Here is a 16345-nt window from a genome sequence, read left to right as displayed (position 1 = left end):
TTGGCGGCGGGAACGCCGGCATAAACCGCAACATGCATCAGGGTTTCACGGATATCATCGCGTGTTGCCCCGGTATTCAAAGTCGCCCGAATATGCATGGCAAGTTCTTCTTCGTGGCCAAGCCCCGCAAGCAGTGCGATGGTCACGATAGAGCGTTCACGCTTGGTGAAGGCGTCGCTTGTCCAGACACCGTTCCAGACATTCTCGGTGATATAGCGCTGAAAACCTTCGTCGATTTCCGTAATTTTTTGGGTGGCGCGATCCACATGTGCATCGCCCAAAACGGAACGGCGGGTTTTCATGCCAACGTCATACCGGCTCTCAGACAAGGTTCTTCTCCTTGGTAAATCGGTCGATCAACCGGGTCAGCAATTCCGGGGTTTCGATGCATGGCAAATGCCCGACCCCGTCAATCAATTCGAATTCGGCATTGGGGATCATGTCTGCCGTGGCGCGTACCACATCGGGCGGCGTTGCCAGATCTTCCGATCCACAGATACATAATGTCGGCACAGCAATTTTTGCCGCCGCATCGCGCAGATCACCATCGCGCAGCGCAATACAGGTCCCGATGTAACCCTCAACCGTGGTACGCACCAGCATGTCGCGATACATCGCGGTTTCGAGAACCCGTTCCTTGCGGAAGGTCGGCGAAAGCCAGCGTTCCATGATCGCATCGCCCATGGATGCAATCCCGTCGGCCTTGATCGCCTCGATCCGGGTGTTCCAGCTGTCATAATCGCCAAGCTTGGCGGCGGTATCACACAGGATCAGACCCCGCACGCGGTTTGGCACCAGTTCGGTGACTTTCTGGGCGATCAGACCGCCAACAGACAGACCGCAAATGATCACTTGATCAAGGCCAAGGTAATCAAGCAACCCGATCAGATCATTGGCATGCAGCGCGACGTCATAAGGCGCATCACCAATCCCCGACAGGCCATGCCCGCGTTTGTCATAGGTCACGATGTTGAACGTTGAGGAAAGCGCATCAACGACATCATCCCAGATGCGAAGATCCGTCCCCAGAGAATTTGCAAAGACCAGTGCCGGGCCGTTTTTCGGGCCTGACTGGCTGTAATGAATGTGTGTCCCGTTGACCGGGGCGACTTGCAGACTCATTATCGTTTCCACCCTGCTTGTTTGCACTCACATTCGCAGATGGTTTTGGTTATGTAAAATGAGGAATTGCGTAATTTGCATAACTATATAATTATGCATGAACCAGCCATAAGAACATTCTAAACTGTTGATGTATAGGGCACCCATGCTTGATCAACGCATTAAATTCCGCCATCTGACCTGCTTTCTTGAGGTCGCGCGCCAACGCAGTGTCGTCAAGGCAGCCGATACGCTTTCGATCACCCAACCCGCTGTTTCCAAAACCATTCGCGAGCTGGAAGAACATCTTGATGCGCGGTTGTTTGACCGATCAAAGCGCGGCGTCACCCTGACCGACTTTGGCAAGGTTTTCCTACGCTATGCCGGGGCAAGTGTTACGGCCCTTCGCCAAGGTGTCGACAGCATCAGCCAGGTGCGCATGCAAGGCGGGCTTTCGATCAATCTTGGGGTCCTGCCCACAGTTGCCGCCAGCGTGATGCCCAACGCCATTCGTCATTTCAAAACGCTGAGCCCCGATACGACGGTCAAGGTCGTGGCTGGTCCGAACGTGATGTTGATGGGACAATTACGCGTGGGTGAACTTGATCTGGTGGTCGGACGACTGGCCGAACCCGATCAGATGTCGGGATTGTCGTTCATACATTTATATTCCGAGCATATTTCGCTGGTCGCCAGACCGGGCCATCCGTTGCTGGCCGACAAGAACCCGGACATTACCCGCATTCGCGAATTCACCGTTCTGGTGCCGCCGAAACACGCGATTATTCACCCAACGGTCGACAAGATGCTGATTGCGCATGGCATTGGTGCGATCCCCGACCGTATCGAAACCGTTTCGACATCTTTCGGGCGTGCTTTTACGCGCGAAACCGACGCGATCTGGATCATTTCGAACGGGGCTGTGGCATCCGACATTGCCGAAGGGCATCTGGTCGAACTGCCGATCGATACCAGCGATACCTTTGGTCCCGTTGGGTTGACGACCAGAATTGATTCGCCAATTTCGCCGCCGGTTGAAATGCTGATCAATGCTGTGCGCGAAGAAGCACAACGTCATCACAGTGCACAGGCAGGGGCGAAAGGATAATCATTTGGTTATGGATATGTGCTTACATATCATTATACATAACCATCACGTACCGATTAGATTGCCTTTAATTCGACATGGCTGAAATGCGCCAAACGCAAGTCATGTGATAAAAAGAAGAACAAAAACAATAACAAAAAGAACTCTTGGAAAACTTCGCACGCTAGATGCGCATCGTGGCTGAACGTTTGTCAGCGCAATGAACGCGACAAGACGTTCAAAGGAGGAAGAGAATGAAACAGATCACCAAATTGCTTGCCGGTGCAGCTGTCGCGACGATGGTGTCGTTCGGCGCACACGCACAGGAAGTCACCCTGACCGTCCACCATTTCCTGGGTCCGAAAGCACCGGCCCAGTCGAAAATGATCGAACCGTGGGCCAAGAAAATCGAAGAAGAATCAAACGGCCGTATCAAGTTTGAAATCTTCCCGTCCATGTCGCTGGGCGGCAATCCGCCGGAACTGTATCGTCAGGTCCGCGACGGCGTTGCCGACATCGTCTGGACCCTTCCGGGTTACACCCCGGGCGTATTCCCGCGCCTTGAAGTGTTTGAACTTCCGGGTGTTCACCTTGGCGATGCACGCGCAACCAACCTTGCGATGTGGGATCTTCGTGATGAATATGCCGAAGACCTTACTGACATTCACCCGCTTGCCGTTCACGTGCATGCCGGTCAGGCAATCCACCTGACCAGCAAGGAAGTCCGCACCGTTGATGACGTCAAGGGCCTGAAGCTGCGTACCCCGACGCGTACCGGTTCCTGGGTGATTGAATCCTGGGGTGCCGAGCCCGTTGGCATGCCGGTTCCGGCCCTGCCGCAGGCCATGTCGCTTGGCGTGGTTGATGGCGGTCTGGTGCCGTTCGAAGTTGTTCCGCCGCTGAAACTGGCTGAACTGATTTCCTATTCTGTTGAAGGCGAAGGCGTAAATTCACGCTTTGGCACCTCGACCTTCCTGTTTGCGATGAACAAGGACCGGTATGAGAGCCTGCCCGACGACCTGAAAGAAATCATCGACCGTAATTCCGGCCGTGATTTTGCGGCTGAAATCGGTGACGTGTTTAACGGCGTTGAAGAAGTCGGCAAGCGCATGGTCAACGAAGGCAAAGGTCAGGTCGTTCAGATCACCGCTGCCGAAAAGGCAACCTTTGACGATGCGTCTGCATCTGTTGTTGATCGCTGGATCGAAGAAGCCAATTCCAACGGCATCGATGGCGCGAAACTTGTCGAAGATGCCAAGGCCGCTGTTCAGAGCCACACCAAGTAACATCCCGACGTTGCTGGTAAATCTTGTGGGGTCACGTATCATGTCGATACGTGACCCTCTGTTCCCGCAAGAATGTTAGAGATATGAAAAACGTGCTCTACAAGGCCGCTTCGTGGCTTGCTATTGCCGGTGGCATGCTTGCCCTGCTGATCTCGATTGTTACGATCGTTAACGTGACCGCCTTTGGTCTCGACAAGATCGCCCGGCTGTTTGATGCCAACGTCCCGGCCATTATCGGCTATGAGGACTTTGTCAGCATGATCGTCAGTTCGGCGGCGTTGATGTTTTTCCCCTATTGTCAGGCACATCGCGGCCATGTCGCGGTGGACGTTTTCATCAAGATGTTTCCCGACTGGTTTGCGCGGGTGGTCGATACCCTGTCGTCCGTTCTGATGACCGCACTTGCGCTGTTCCTGGGGTATATGATGGTCAATGGCCTGATCGAAGTGCGCAGCGACAATACCCTTTCGGCAATTTTGGGCTGGCCGATCTGGCCGTTCTATGTCCCGGGCATCATTGCGATGTTCCTGTGGGCGGCAATTGCCGGAAACCAGATTTTCGAGAGAGAGGCCGATGTCTGAACGTGAATTGATCGGCCTTGGTGGCCTTGCCCTTCTCTTTGTGATCCTGGCACTGCGTGTGCCCGTCGGCCTTGCCATGGTGGGTGTCGGCATCGGCGGCAACTATGTGCTTAGCCTGTTTTTCCCGTTCCTGCGCTTTGATCCCTATCTGCAGCAGTTTAAATCCCTGTTGTACGGGATTGTGTCGAACTACGAACTGTCGGTCGTGCCGCTGTTTGTTCTGATGGGGTATCTCGCAAGTCAGGCCAACCTGTCGCGCGATCTGTTTCAGGGTGTAAATGCCATCCTTGGCCGTTTCCGTGGTGGCGTTGCCATGGCGGCCATCGGGGCGTGTGCCGGTTTTGGCGCGGTGTGTGGATCATCGCTTGCCACCGCATCGACCATGGGCAAGGTCGCCCTGCCCGAACTTGATCGGCTGAAATATTCGCCGCGTCTGGCAACCGGTACGCTGGCTGCGGGTGGTACGCTTGGCATTCTGATCCCGCCGTCAGTCGCCCTTGTGATTTACGCGGTCACGGTCGAAGCATCGATCATTCAGATGTTTCAGGCCGCCATCATTCCGGGCCTGATTGCGGTTCTGTTCTTTATGGCGGTGATTGCCATTCAGGTGCGCCTGAACCCGTCACTGGCCCCGAAACCCGAACCGATGCCAGCCGCTGAGCGCAAGGAAGCATTGCTGCGCCTGATCCCGGTGATGGTGATCTTTGGATCGATCATTCTGGGGCTCGGTGCCGGTCTGTTTACCCCGACACCGGCGGCGGGTGTGGGCGTGTTCGCCATTCTGGTCTACGGCGTCTATATGCGCATTCGTGGCAAAGGTGGCCTGACCTGGAAAGGTCTGCGCCAGTCGCTTAAAGACACCGCGATCACATCCTCGATGATTTTCTTCATCCTGTTGGGTGCAGAAATCCTCAAGGGCTTCTTTAGCCGTGCCAACCTTCCGGCCTATATGGCAGAAGCCGCCGCCACCAGCGGCTTTGATCCGTGGCTTGTCATGGTTTTGATGTTGCTTGCCCTGATCCTACTGGGCTGCTTCATGGAAAGCCTGTCGATGATTGTCGTGGTTATCCCGTTCTTCTGGCCGGCCCTTGTTGATATCAATGGCGGCGACTGGGCGACGGCGGCAACAGCGGCCTATGGCATGGGGACCGAGGATCTGAAGATCTGGTTCGGGATCCTCGCACTCATTGTCGTTGAGCTTGGGTTGATTACGCCACCGGTGGGACTGAACGTGTTTATCATTAACGCACTCGCCAAGGGAGTCCCGATGAGCCAGACATTCCGCGGTGTGATGCCGTTCTTTGGCGCCGAGATCATTCGTATTCTGCTTCTGATCTTTGCGCCGATATTAACGTTGTTTGTGCCAACGCTGCTTGGCAATTAGCGACGCTAACAGAACTCGGAAAAGCCCGCCCATCATCTTGGCGGGCTTTTCTGTTGGTGTTCGGTGGTGTAAAATCTTTTGCACAAACAATGTTTGAAAGGCGTGGAGTTTGGCAGAAGATAAGGACCATTTTCGTGTCCGATTGCAAAACGTTCTTTGGGCGACGTGGGCGCATTTCCAGAGTTGGATGTTGGTGTACGTCGCTGTCCTCGCAGCTGCATTGGTTATTATTGCTGGAATATGGGGACCCTCCATGGTGGGAGGGTGCACGTCCCCTATTTGCAATGCTATCCGCTCCTTAGAATGGGAAGCCATGAGTGCTGGTTTGTTTGGCTTGGCAGGCGGCCTGTCTGTAATATCTGCGACCCGCTTGCAAATATCCGCTCAGTTGCGGTCGACGATGCGGCTTGTCGACCAGACATACGACATACACAGCGATACGTTGCAACGGCCAATTTCCAACGCGAAAACAGCAGTTGAGCAGTTGAGGCTTGCATTGGAAGAACTGCACGTTGTGTTGGTGCGGACTGCGGGAGACGCCGACAAAATCACAAACCAGCAGTTCTATGAAGCAGAATATATTGATCGTTACACAAATGAATGCAGAAAGATAAACCCACTTCTGGCGCACGTCGGTGATATCGTTAGACAGATTGGGCCAAGGGAATTTACTGGTGAAACGGCTGCTGCTCTCCTGCAGGTGCAAGAGAAATGCGCTTTGGCGGTATCCAGTATTGATACATGGGATCTTCGGAGGTCACAGCGGGACAAAACCCATAGTACAACGATCAGCAGCATAACTACTGCAACTAGTCTCTGTATGATTGCGGAGCAGTGCTTGAGTGCTCAACTTCGTCAGATCCGAAGTGACTATTCTGATACCGGTCATCTCATGCGAAAGTTGTTTCGGAGTATGCGATGAGATTCCAGTTGTCTATGATTTGACTGTCTACTTTGGTGATAAGCCCGCGCCAGTTTTGGCACATGCATTTCTTTTTTCCGGCTCGAAAACAGTCTAAACCGCCCTGACATAACGAAGATTAACCAATCGCAAATCAGAGCATCCATGCGCAACACCATCCCGATCTATAAGCTTTACGGCGAACGCGATGCGGCAACGAGCCCCCGCGCACGTGATGGCTATGATCTGGAAAATATCCCCGCATCCGATCCGCAACCGATCACCGAACCGGAATTCTTTCATCTTGAAAGCATCCCGGAACGATCACGCCTGCATGATTTGCACATCAAACCGCACCGCCATACCAACCTGTTTCAGCTGCTGTATATCACCCATGGCACGGCCGAGATCAGCTTTGATGATCAACATCTGACCATGCAGGCAGGCCAGTTGATTACGGTGCCGCCCGGCACCGTACATGGCTTTAAATTCAGTGATGATATTGATGGCTGGGTGATTTCTCTGACCGACTATCACCTGCAGGAAATTCTCAGCCCCGCACCCAAACTCCTCGCCCGGCTTGATCAGGCGATCTGCGTTGATACGCGGTCATCCTCTGGCGATGCCAACAGCCCGACCGATTTCCTGATATCGCAACTGGTCACGGAATATTACAGCCACAATACCGGGCGGTTGTTTGCGCTTCGTCATATTCTGGGATTGCTGTTGCTTGGTATCGGACGCACCGTGCCGCAGGATCATTCGGCACGCCTGTCGCGCCAGGAACAAAAGGCCGAAAAATTCCGCAAGTTTCAGACGCTGGTCGAAACGTTCTATAAGCAGCACAAATCGCTTGATTTCTATGCCCGTGAAATCGGCGTCACCACAACCCAGCTTAACCGCATTGCCAAGGACATTTATGGCATGACCGCAAGCGAGGTGGTGCAAAACCGCCTGATGCTGGAAGCCAAGCGGACCCTGATCTATACCGACATCGCCATTCAACAGATCGGAGATAGTCTGGGCTTTCGCGATGCCGGATATTTTTCGCGCTTCTTTACCAAAAAGGCCGGGGTATCCCCGGCCCGGTTTCGCACTGATAATCGATAGGCTCTCGGCGTTGGGGCTCCTAGCTTCGCAACGTATCAAGTGTTAGCCACATGCGCACCTGATCGACCACCCGGCCAGACCGCGTTTTCCAACCCTTGGCAATGAACTTTTCCTCGCCAAACCCGACCTTGCGATACAGATTAAGCGCATTGTCATTGCCATCCACAACATTCAGCCACAGCTTTTCATAATCAGGCGTTTCGGCAATCTTGGCAGCTAAGCTTGATAATGCCGCCTTGCCAAAGCCCTGCCCGCGTTCAAACACCCCAAACTCATCGACCTTTGGCAGGCTTGTTGCCATCTCGGTCATATAGACATAGGCAACCGCCTTCTGATCAACACGAAACACCCAAAGTGCGGTGTCCTCTGATCCCGCCAGTGCCGCGCTCAGGGCATCATCGGGCACACGCGCAATCGCGTCATAAAACTGCGCATCTTCCATCATGTCGCGAATGCGCAGAAGTTCTTCATCGGTTGGCGTTTGCCAGGTTCCGGTAATCATGGCTGTGGTCCTGATGGGCTGGTGGTGGCGTTACAAGATGGCAGTGGTAAACAGCGAGCTCTGTGCGGTCAAGCACCACGAACCCACCCGCATCCCATCATCTGACGCCGGACAAATTGCCAATAGGACCCAAAGCCGCTAAAACCAGCCGATATCAACCCTGACCAAAGGCCGCACATGCCAAGCCCAACACCGAATGCGCCGCACGCCCGCCCTGCCCCGAATGGCAAAACCGCCATGGTGATCGGTGCCGGTCCGGCTGGCCTGATGGCGGCCGAACGGCTGGCCGGTGATGGCTACGCGGTCACGATCTATGAAGGCATGCCAAGTGCCGGGCGCAAGTTGCTCATGGCCGGGAAATCGGGGCTTAACATCACGCACAGCGAAGATCTTGAAACCTTTCTCACCCGCTATGGCACATCACGCGCACGGCTTGAACCGCATTTGCGCAAATTCGGGCCCGATCAAATCCGCGAATGGTGTGCGGGATTGGGTCTTGAAACCTTTGTCGGCTCGTCAGGCCGGGTGTTCCCGACCGCGATGAAGGCAAGCCCGCTTTTGCGCGCCTGGCTTAGGCGACTTGATGATCTGGGCTGCACCATCCACTATCGCCATTACTGGACCGGCTGGAACGACGCTGATCAGGCGGTTTTCAAAACGCCCGATGGCGAAATCACCGCCACCGCCGACATCACCATTCTGGCCCTTGGCGGCGGCAGTTGGAAACGGCTGGGCTCAGACGGCAAATGGATGGAAATCCTGCTTAACGCCGGGATCAAGTGCAACCCGTTCAAACCGGCCAATTGCGGCTTTGAACTCAATTGGACCGACCATTTGATCGACAAATGCGCTGGCTCTCCGGTTAAGGCCGTGACACTCACCTGTGGCGACCAAACCGTGCGCGGCGAATTCGTCATTTCCAAAACCGGGATCGAAGGCAGCGCGGTCTACGCCATCTCGGCAACGCTGCGTGATCAGTGGCTTGAAACCGGGGTTGGCACCCTCACGCTTGACCTCTGCCCCGACCGCACGCTGGGTGACGTCACCAACCGCCTGTCAAAGCCACGCGGCAAAAACTCACTGGGTAACCATTTACGCAAAACCCTCGGCCTTGATGCCACCAAAACAGCACTGATTTTCGAAGTCACCCCGCGCGAAACCCTGAACGACCCAACCGCCCTCGCCACGGCGATCAAAAACCTGAAACTCCAAATCAAAAAGCCCCGTCCACTGGACGAGGCCATCAGCACCGCAGGCGGTGTCGCATGGGAAGAACTCGACGACACCTTCCAACTAATCAACCGCCCCGGCACCTACTGCCTCGGCGAAATGATTGATTGGGAAGCACCAACGGGTGGGTATTTGTTGAGTGGGTGCCTAATCAAATACTAATTGAATGCCAAATTAATTTGGACGTACTTAACTGCCGTCTTCAGTACTGCCGTTTTCAGTTACCTGTGCTGAGAGGTTTAATTTGCGTACTAAATCTTGTTGGTCTTTCTTTGAAACCAGTTCGCAATTACAAGGATTATCAATTACGCAAATCGTGACATGAGAATTTTTACTATAATTTTTAGCTTGATTCAGCCCGTCTTCAAGAGCTTCAATAGGTGTCGGGAAAGTATTTTTTGTTGATATCCGGTAACTTCCCGGATGATTTGATACAAAGTCAAATACGTCCACTTCACAACTGAAATCTGTTTTATTCGCAACATTTTCCACTAAATGAATTGAAAAAGAACATTTTTTATTCGTTTCAATTCGCACCTCTTGTAAGCGAATCATTTCCGGCTCCAATTTTCACAAATATCATTCCCTACTCTGATTTGGACAGAAAATGACACCATACATGTTAGTTAATTTATGGCGTATATTTTCATCTCATTAGTCGTATTTATACCAAGCTTCATAATCTTTCGAAGTGGTGGATGCACGCCCTCCCTTTCGGGTATTGCAGGATGAACATGTCAACTGAAGGTTTGTCACACAATTTCCGCCTCCTTTTGCTAAAGGGATGATGTGATCAAAATGTAGAGAGTTTTCTTGCGTGACCAACTTTGTTAAATCCGTCTTACACAGAACGCAGCGCCCCTTATCTCTGTGATAAATGGAATTTTGGGCCCACATCGGGATACGAGACCTTTTTAGATGACCTGATCTAGTAAATGCTTCAGGCCTAAATAGCCGAGCGGTATCCGAGACGTACCAAGATACAACGTCCCAGAATGCTGCAAGAGTAGCTCGGTTTGAAAAAAGCACATGAAACACTTGCTTGGTAACATTCTCACAAACGTCATTGATCAAGTTGTCCTGAGACAGTTGCTCAAGATACTCATACCCATATACAAGGCTGCCCCCATGAGGGTCGTTTGATGCTGAGCTCACTTTTATGTCGTTTGCATCAAGCAAATAATCAACCCAGAAGGTTCCGATGGTTTTGCTTTTTTCAGCTTCCTCATAAATAACGCTTGATATTACACTTTCTATGAATATGTGAAAAGGCGTCCATTTTGGAAAGCTGTGAGTAAGACTAATTGATGCCATATCGCCAAAAATGTCTTCTATATTTCTAATATAGCTGGATGGATTTCGTGTGACTGTATCGACGATCTGACAAATGTAGTAAAGATCAGTAGTGGAGACATTCTGTAGCTGTGTCACCAAACCCCACTCCTCCATAGAAAAAAAGGGACAGATTTATTTTCTGCCCAAAACGTCAGGTCACTCTTGCGACCAAGGTTCCAAATCATCCGCATCAACCTTGAAGACAGACGCAATTTTCGTCGCCAGCTTTTTTGACAGCGGACGCGCGTTCCGTTCAACAGCACCGATATAGGTTCCGGTCACCCCCACTTTCGCGCCCAATTCTTCCTGTGTGAGATCATAATACTCGCGATATACGCGCACCGGATTTTCACCGTCACTCAGACGCTTGATCACCGCAGCAGGAAAACGCACACCATCATCGTGCGCCACGGCTTGATCATAGGCCATTCTGTCCAGATCATCTTCTGTCGGCTTGAAGAGTTTTACATATTCATCCCATGGCACGACGGCGAATTCGGGTTTTTCATCTTTGTAAATGATCTGATGAGGCACATTCATCGCCTGTCTCCTAAAGCTTGTCGTAAACGTCACCACGCGGGCCAACTTTCAGCACATCAAGAATGACGCCATCCTCGGTATAGACCACCCGGTATTGCCCAACGCGCAGCCTATGGGCCGAAACACCCCTAAGCGGTTTTATATCGAGATCGGTGCGCAGTGGATTTTGGGCGATCAGGTCGATTTTCTGCAAAATACTGTCACGCGTCTTTTTGGGTATCTTGCGCAATGCTTTGCGCGCATCCCTTGCATAGACGATCTGAAGCATCTCACGCACCTCAAATACAAACTTTTAATAACATAAACACAAACAAACAACAACAAATCTTGTTCGAATGTGGTCGCCGAAAATATATACTATTAGGATAACAATACCGTTCGAAATGCATCTTTTACGACTAAAAGGTCATAAAAGACATGACCAACCAAACCAAAGCCGGCCAAAAGGCACACGCCATCAAAAGATGGGGCAAAATTTGCAATGCAACATCGTCTATGCCTTAATACCCACCTTCAAATTTCAAAAATCCAAGAATAAAAACAGAGAGGTGAGCCATGACGGGTGCCAGTGATGGCAATTCCAGAGGTACGGATATTTCCGATAGCGCATCCGACCTGACGCGGATGACCGATGCAGGACCGGAGGCCCTTGCCGCCTATTACGACAAGTGGGCGGAAAGCTATGATGCGGATTTGCCCAAGATGGGCTATGACGCGCCCAAGCGGGCGGCGGCCATCATGGTTGAGCACGGGGTGCCGTTTGACGCACCCGTTTTGGATGCCGGATGTGGCACCGGGTTGACGGGTTTGGAGCTTTCAAAGGCCGGATATAGCGATATCACCGGCATTGATCTTTCGCTGGAATCCCTGCAGGCGGCCGAGGCCAAGGGCGTTTATCGTCACCTTAAGAAGCGCGACATGAACCAAACGCTGGCCTTTGGCGACAATGGCTTTGCCGCTGTTCAATGTATTGGCACCCTGACCTATGTCCGCGAAATAAAGCAGCTGTTTTCGGAATTTTGCCGGGTTGTGAAGCGCGGCGGGATTGTGTGCTTTACCCAGCGCACCGATCTTTATGACGACGCCTTCATCAAGGCCATTCAGGCCACCATCAAGGCCAAAAAATGGGAGATGATTTCCCATTCCGACCCGATGCCCTATCTGCCCAACCACGAAGATTTCGCCGACAAGAAGCACATTTTCTATGATCTGTACCGGGTGAAATAACCCTGCGATCCGGGCTCTATGCCCACCCGCCTAGTGGCAATGAACCGTGCCCGCCTTGCGATCCATGTGGCAGCACTGACCGGGTGGGGAGCTTTTGCGGCATCCGCCACCATGTTCAATCGCCTGATCCACAGTCACCGGCTGCGCGTTTGTCGGTTCCGGCATAACCGCCAGGCCGAGCGCAAACGGCAAGGCGGCGGCAATCATCAGAACTGTTTTCATCGTTATCCTCCCTGTTTATCCCGTGATGATAACATCCTCACGCGGCAGACATACTAGCTTTAAGGGCAGGTCAAAAAGATAGTTGACATGATCAACCATTTTTATATAGTTGACAGTATCAACCAATTAAGGATCGCGTCTGCCCCCACAAGCGCCCCACGCTTTGCCGACGCGATACCAAGGCGACATGCCGTGCCTGAAATAAAGGCCCCTTCGCGCACACCATTTGATAAAGAGACTGCCCCATGCCGATCCCTCATATCCCCCGACTTAAGATATCACCCGAAGTGCATCCCGATGGGCTGCCGGGACCACGGCGCATTTATGCGGCACTGGCGCTTTTGATCACAATCATGATGGCGGTGCTTGATGGCACGATCATGAATGTCGCCCTGCCCGCCATCGCCCATGATCAGGGCGCAACACCGGCCCACGCGATCTGGGTGATTACGGCGTATCAGTTGGCCATCGTGGTGGCCCTTTTGCCGTTTGCAGCCCTTGGCGAAGCCATCGGGTTTCGCAAGGTTTACCTGAGTGGGGTTGCCCTGTTCGGGGTGGCATCCGCCCTGTGTGCGATGGCCCCGACGATCGAGCTTCTGACGGCAGCGCGCGTATTGCAGGGCCTTGGGGCGGCTGCGATCATGAGCATCAATGCCGCCATCATGCGCCATGTTTTCCCGCATGCGAAACTCGGTCAGGCGATTGGCTGGATCGCGATGACGGTGTCGGTTTCGGCCGCCGCCGGGCCCAGCATTGCCTCGGCCATCATGGCGGTTGCCAGCTGGCACTGGCTGTTCTTGATCAATCTGCCGATGTCGGTTCTGGCGGTTGTGATTGGCTATTTCAGCCTGCCGTTCAATACGCCAAGCCGCGCACGGTTTGATTTCATCAGTGCGTTTTTAAATGTCCTGACCTTTGGCGGGCTTGTCGCGGCGCTTGGCAATATGGGCATCGAAAGCAACCCGATCCTGATCGGCGTACAATTTGCAGTATCGTTTGTTGCCGGTGTCTTTCTGGTGCATCGCCAATTGTCACGCACCCGCCCGATGCTGCCGCTTGATCTGTTGAAAATTCCGGTCTTTGCCTGCTCCATCGGGTCATCAATCACCGGTTTTTGTGCTCAGATGATTGCGTTCGTCACCCTGCCGTTCTATTTCCACGATGTGTTGGGACAAAGTGCCACCATGACAGGTCTTTTGATGACGCCATGGCCGGTGGCGACCGCGATCATTGCCCCGATTGCCGGACGGTTGGCCGACAGGTTTTCGCCGATCCGTCTGACCGGGATTGGCATGGCGGTCTTTGCCATCGGGCTTTATGGCACGACGCTGGCGGCCGATGCCGGTGGGCTGGCGCCGATCATTGCCGCCCTTGCGCTTTGTGGGGCCGGATTTGGTCTGTTTCAGGCGCCCAATAACCGCCTGATGCTGACCAGTGCGCCGCGTGAACGGTCCGGCGGGGCAAGCGGGCTTTTGTCCACCGCACGCCTGACCGGCCAGTCGGTTGGTGCGGCCCTTGCCGCCATTCTGATTGGCACCGGTGGTGGCTTTGACCTTGCGACCATCATGATCGTCGCCAGTGGCTCGGCCGTTACTTCCGCCATCATATGCGAAGGACGCCGCCATGCCCTTCGTTCCGGCTTGATTGCCAGCCCGGCTGGCCTGTGAGGAAGAAACGATTGTCATGACCGAAGAAGATCAGGTCCACGTCCCGGGTGAAACCCTGCATCGGTTGGTGCATGCCTATAAACGCAGACTGATGCATGCGATGCAGGCAGCCGACATGCCGATGCCGATTTCGCACAAGCGGGTGATGAAATGGATTGTCAAAATCCCCGGCATCACCGCCCAGCAAATGGCCGAAAAATCCGGTCAGGACAAAGGCCGGATCACGCGGCTTTTGAAAGAACTTGAAAATGACGGGCTGATTGAACGCCGCCCGCACCCCGAAGATCGACGGAGCCAAACACTGCATTTGACGGCCGCCGGCAGCGCAAAAATGGAAGATTTCCGCGCTGTTGAAAAAGAAGTCAGATCCCGAATGACCAGCGGCCTTACGCCACAACAGATCCATGATTTTGTCGAGATCGCCAATCTGATGTCCGACAATCTGGAAACCCACAAATGCAAGAAACTGGACTTTGCGGCCGATGGCCCAAAGGACCAAGGAGTGAAGAAATGAGTAAACCTTCCACACGCGATCTGACCGTGATCAGAAAGGGATACGTCACCCCCAATATGCTACGCGTTACCCTTGGCGGTGACGGCATGAAGGACTTCCCAGACGATCAGGAAAGCGCCTATGTCAAACTGATGTTCCCGATTGAAGGCGACGACAAGGGCCGCGTTTTGCGCCGGACATACACCGTGCGTCATGACCGCATGACCGATCAGGGCCGCGAGATCGATATTGATTTCGTCATGCATGGTGCTGGCAATGGTGATGATGGTGTGGATGATCATGACCATGGCGGCCCCGCCTCAAACTGGGCGGTCAATTGCAAGCCCGGTGATGTGATCACCATCGGGGGCCCCGGCCCGAAAAAGCTTGTTGATCCGACCGCCGACTGGTTCCTGATTGTTGGCGATATGACGGCACTTCCGGCCGTATCGGTCAATCTGGAAACCCTGCCGGGTGACGCACGCGGCTATGCCGTGATCGAAGTCCGGTCAGAAGCCGACATGCAGGATTTGAAAAAGCCCGACAACATCACAATCGAATGGGTGATCAATCCGCGTCCGGGCGCACAGAACACGGTCCTGAGTGATGTGGTCAAACGCATCCCCTGGCACGCAGACGGTCGGCTTTCAGTCTGGGCGGCGTGCGAATTCACCTCCATGCGGGAACTGCGCAGCTACTTCCGCGAGGAACGCGGCCTTGGCAAGGATGATCTTTATATCTCAAGCTATTGGAAGCTTGGCATGAATGAAGACACCCACAAGGTCATCAAGTCCGAGGACGCCAAAACGGCGGCCTGATCGGCACACACCACAATCGAACAAACATTTCGGGCCCCTTTGCGGGGCCCGTTTGCGTTTGGCGAATGATTGAGCTGATCAGGCATATTGCGCATGCAGGCGCGCCATCCGTCTGCGCGCGAAAAAGCCGGCATGCTGGGTCGTTTGAACCATTTCCGGGTGCAACTGCCCATCCTCGTCACAGACAAAGGCCCGGCTGGCACCGATCACGCCCTTTTCCGAGCTATAGACCGCAATGACCATGATTTCGATCCGGCACTTGCCTTCGCCCATTGCGGTATCGGCATCATTACCTGTGTCCTTATCGCTGGCGCGGGCCTGATGACTGATCCGCCGCATCAGGTTTTGCAGCGCGCCCAGTTCGATGCATCTGCCGGATTCAAGCGGGCCTTGCACTGTCAGTTCCTCAAGACGGGCGGCGTGGGCCGATTTGCTGCCCTGATCGGTCTGGAAATCCACTTCCGGATCGCTGTCTGTGACCTGCTCACACACCTGATGCGTCTCATCGCCAATGCAGACAAGCACCTTGTCAATATGGATGGCTTCCTGGCTCATATTGCTGATCAGAAAGCGCGCCTTGTCCGAATTGCCAAGCATCTGGTTGATGACAATTTTCGGACGTCTGACGCGGCGATAGCTTTGAAACAGCAATTGCGCGTAAAAAATCCACACCATCAATGTTGCGATGCTAACCCCAACCTGAAGCAAGGTCGCGTGTTGTTCAATCCATGAACCCATCGGGTCCCCCTGAAATCAAAATCGACTTGGTGGCCGAATTCAACTTTGATCCGGCACCATCCACGCAACGTGCCGCCAGCGGTTTTGTTTCAGGGGAATGCAAAACACCCCGGCCAAAGACCG

The 16345-nt window shown here is 53.5% G+C and carries 20 protein-coding genes; 11 read left to right on the top strand and 9 right to left on the bottom strand.

From position 1 onward, the window contains the following. The coding region (pcaC, locus tag B2T33_RS03560) for a 4-carboxymuconolactone decarboxylase (RefSeq protein WP_286791161.1) at positions 1–329 on the bottom strand (329 nt) is incomplete at its 3' end. Next, positions 322–1122 carry a 3-oxoadipate enol-lactonase gene (gene pcaD / locus B2T33_RS03555; RefSeq protein ID WP_083997162.1) on the bottom strand — a complete coding sequence of 267 codons (801 nt, stop codon included), beginning with the start codon at positions 1120–1122 and terminating at the stop codon, positions 322–324. The genes pcaD and pcaC, both read right to left, overlap by 8 nt. 145 nt (positions 1123–1267) lie before the next feature. Here pcaD and pcaQ point away from each other — a divergent pair, with 145 nt between their 5' ends. The 6 genes from pcaQ (at position 1268) to B2T33_RS03525 (ending at position 7450) form a co-directional block, all read left to right on the top strand. Then, positions 1268–2209: a pca operon transcription factor PcaQ gene (gene pcaQ / locus B2T33_RS03550; protein ID WP_008891899.1), complete on the top strand. Its 942-nt coding sequence runs from the start codon at positions 1268–1270 to the stop codon at positions 2207–2209. A gap of 233 nt (positions 2210–2442) precedes the next feature. Continuing rightward, the gene (locus tag B2T33_RS03545) at positions 2443–3474 is read left to right on the top strand and encodes a TRAP transporter substrate-binding protein (RefSeq protein WP_064782045.1); all 1032 of its coding nucleotides are present in this window, start codon (positions 2443–2445) and stop codon (positions 3472–3474) included. Between the two features lie 83 nt (positions 3475–3557). Further along, positions 3558–4055: a TRAP transporter small permease gene (locus tag B2T33_RS03540; protein ID WP_064782046.1), complete on the top strand. Its 498-nt coding sequence runs from the start codon at positions 3558–3560 to the stop codon at positions 4053–4055. Next, complete coding sequence (locus B2T33_RS03535) at positions 4048–5439, top strand: TRAP transporter large permease (protein ID WP_063086895.1); 1392 nt, start codon at positions 4048–4050, stop codon at positions 5437–5439. Before B2T33_RS03540 ends, B2T33_RS03535 begins: the two co-directional genes overlap by 8 nt. A 313-nt stretch (positions 5440–5752) precedes the next feature. Continuing rightward, positions 5753–6361 carry a hypothetical protein gene (locus B2T33_RS03530; RefSeq protein ID WP_157097780.1) on the top strand — a complete coding sequence of 203 codons (609 nt, stop codon included), beginning with the start codon at positions 5753–5755 and terminating at the stop codon, positions 6359–6361. A gap of 144 nt (positions 6362–6505) precedes the next feature. Further along, a complete protein-coding gene (locus tag B2T33_RS03525) occupies positions 6506–7450 on the top strand; it encodes a helix-turn-helix domain-containing protein (RefSeq protein ID WP_064782048.1) in 945 nt (314 codons plus the stop codon). Positions 7451–7469: 19 nt separating this feature from the next. On the opposite strand, the gene B2T33_RS03520 is transcribed toward B2T33_RS03525, so the two are convergent. Beyond that, positions 7470–7952, bottom strand: a complete 483-nt coding sequence (locus tag B2T33_RS03520) for a GNAT family N-acetyltransferase (RefSeq protein WP_064782049.1) — start codon at positions 7950–7952, stop codon at positions 7470–7472. Positions 7953–8129: 177 nt separating this feature from the next. On the opposite strand from B2T33_RS03520, the gene B2T33_RS03515 reads away from it, so the two are divergent. Next, positions 8130–9344 (top strand): TIGR03862 family flavoprotein, encoded by a 1215-nt coding sequence (locus tag B2T33_RS03515; protein ID WP_083997163.1) that lies wholly within the window; start codon positions 8130–8132, stop codon positions 9342–9344. Positions 9345–9371: 27 nt separating this feature from the next. Here B2T33_RS03515 and B2T33_RS03510 read toward each other — a convergent pair whose 3' ends face one another. From B2T33_RS03510 to B2T33_RS03495, 4 genes are all read right to left on the bottom strand, one after another. Then, entirely contained in the window at positions 9372–9737 is a 366-nt protein-coding gene (locus B2T33_RS03510) for a hypothetical protein (RefSeq protein ID WP_157097781.1), read from the bottom strand. Positions 9738–9836: 99 nt separating this feature from the next. Further along, entirely contained in the window at positions 9837–10613 is a 777-nt protein-coding gene (locus tag B2T33_RS03505; RefSeq protein ID WP_167351231.1) for an HNH endonuclease, read from the bottom strand. Positions 10614–10673: 60 nt separating this feature from the next. After that, the gene (locus B2T33_RS03500) at positions 10674–11057 is read right to left on the bottom strand and encodes a helix-turn-helix transcriptional regulator (RefSeq protein WP_064782051.1); all 384 of its coding nucleotides are present in this window, start codon (positions 11055–11057) and stop codon (positions 10674–10676) included. Between the two features lie 10 nt (positions 11058–11067). After that, positions 11068–11325 carry a type II toxin-antitoxin system RelE family toxin gene (locus tag B2T33_RS03495; protein WP_064782052.1) on the bottom strand — a complete coding sequence of 86 codons (258 nt, stop codon included), beginning with the start codon at positions 11323–11325 and terminating at the stop codon, positions 11068–11070. Between the two features lie 287 nt (positions 11326–11612). On the opposite strand from B2T33_RS03495, the gene B2T33_RS03490 reads away from it, so the two are divergent. Next, on the top strand, positions 11613–12284 hold the full coding sequence (locus B2T33_RS03490; RefSeq protein ID WP_064782053.1) for a class I SAM-dependent DNA methyltransferase: 672 nt from the start codon (positions 11613–11615) through the stop codon (positions 12282–12284). Between the two features lie 30 nt (positions 12285–12314). Here B2T33_RS03490 and B2T33_RS03485 read toward each other — a convergent pair whose 3' ends face one another. Then, positions 12315–12506, bottom strand: coding sequence for a hypothetical protein (locus tag B2T33_RS03485; protein WP_064782054.1), 192 nt, complete (start codon positions 12504–12506; stop codon positions 12315–12317). A gap of 245 nt (positions 12507–12751) precedes the next feature. On the opposite strand from B2T33_RS03485, the gene B2T33_RS03480 reads away from it, so the two are divergent. The 3 genes from B2T33_RS03480 to B2T33_RS03470 are packed head-to-tail and all read left to right on the top strand — an operon-like array spanning position 12752 to position 15484. After that, positions 12752–14173: an MFS transporter gene (locus B2T33_RS03480; RefSeq protein ID WP_286791160.1), complete on the top strand. Its 1422-nt coding sequence runs from the start codon at positions 12752–12754 to the stop codon at positions 14171–14173. A gap of 16 nt (positions 14174–14189) precedes the next feature. Then, positions 14190–14687: a MarR family winged helix-turn-helix transcriptional regulator gene (locus tag B2T33_RS03475; RefSeq protein ID WP_064782056.1), complete on the top strand. Its 498-nt coding sequence runs from the start codon at positions 14190–14192 to the stop codon at positions 14685–14687. Beyond that, complete coding sequence (locus B2T33_RS03470) at positions 14684–15484, top strand: siderophore-interacting protein (protein WP_286791159.1); 801 nt, start codon at positions 14684–14686, stop codon at positions 15482–15484. Before B2T33_RS03475 ends, B2T33_RS03470 begins: the two co-directional genes overlap by 4 nt. Positions 15485–15562: 78 nt before the next feature. On the opposite strand, the gene B2T33_RS03465 is transcribed toward B2T33_RS03470, so the two are convergent. Next, positions 15563–16222, bottom strand: coding sequence for a hypothetical protein (locus B2T33_RS03465; RefSeq protein WP_064782058.1), 660 nt, complete (start codon positions 16220–16222; stop codon positions 15563–15565). Between the last annotated feature and the right edge of the window lie 123 nt (positions 16223–16345).

This window comes from Thalassospira sp. UBA4513, from assembly GCF_002388495.1.
Taxonomy (GTDB): domain Bacteria; phylum Pseudomonadota; class Alphaproteobacteria; order Rhodospirillales; family Thalassospiraceae; genus Thalassospira; species Thalassospira tepidiphila.
Note: the sequence above shows the minus strand (reverse complement) of the source record. Positions and strands in the feature narration are given on the sequence as shown.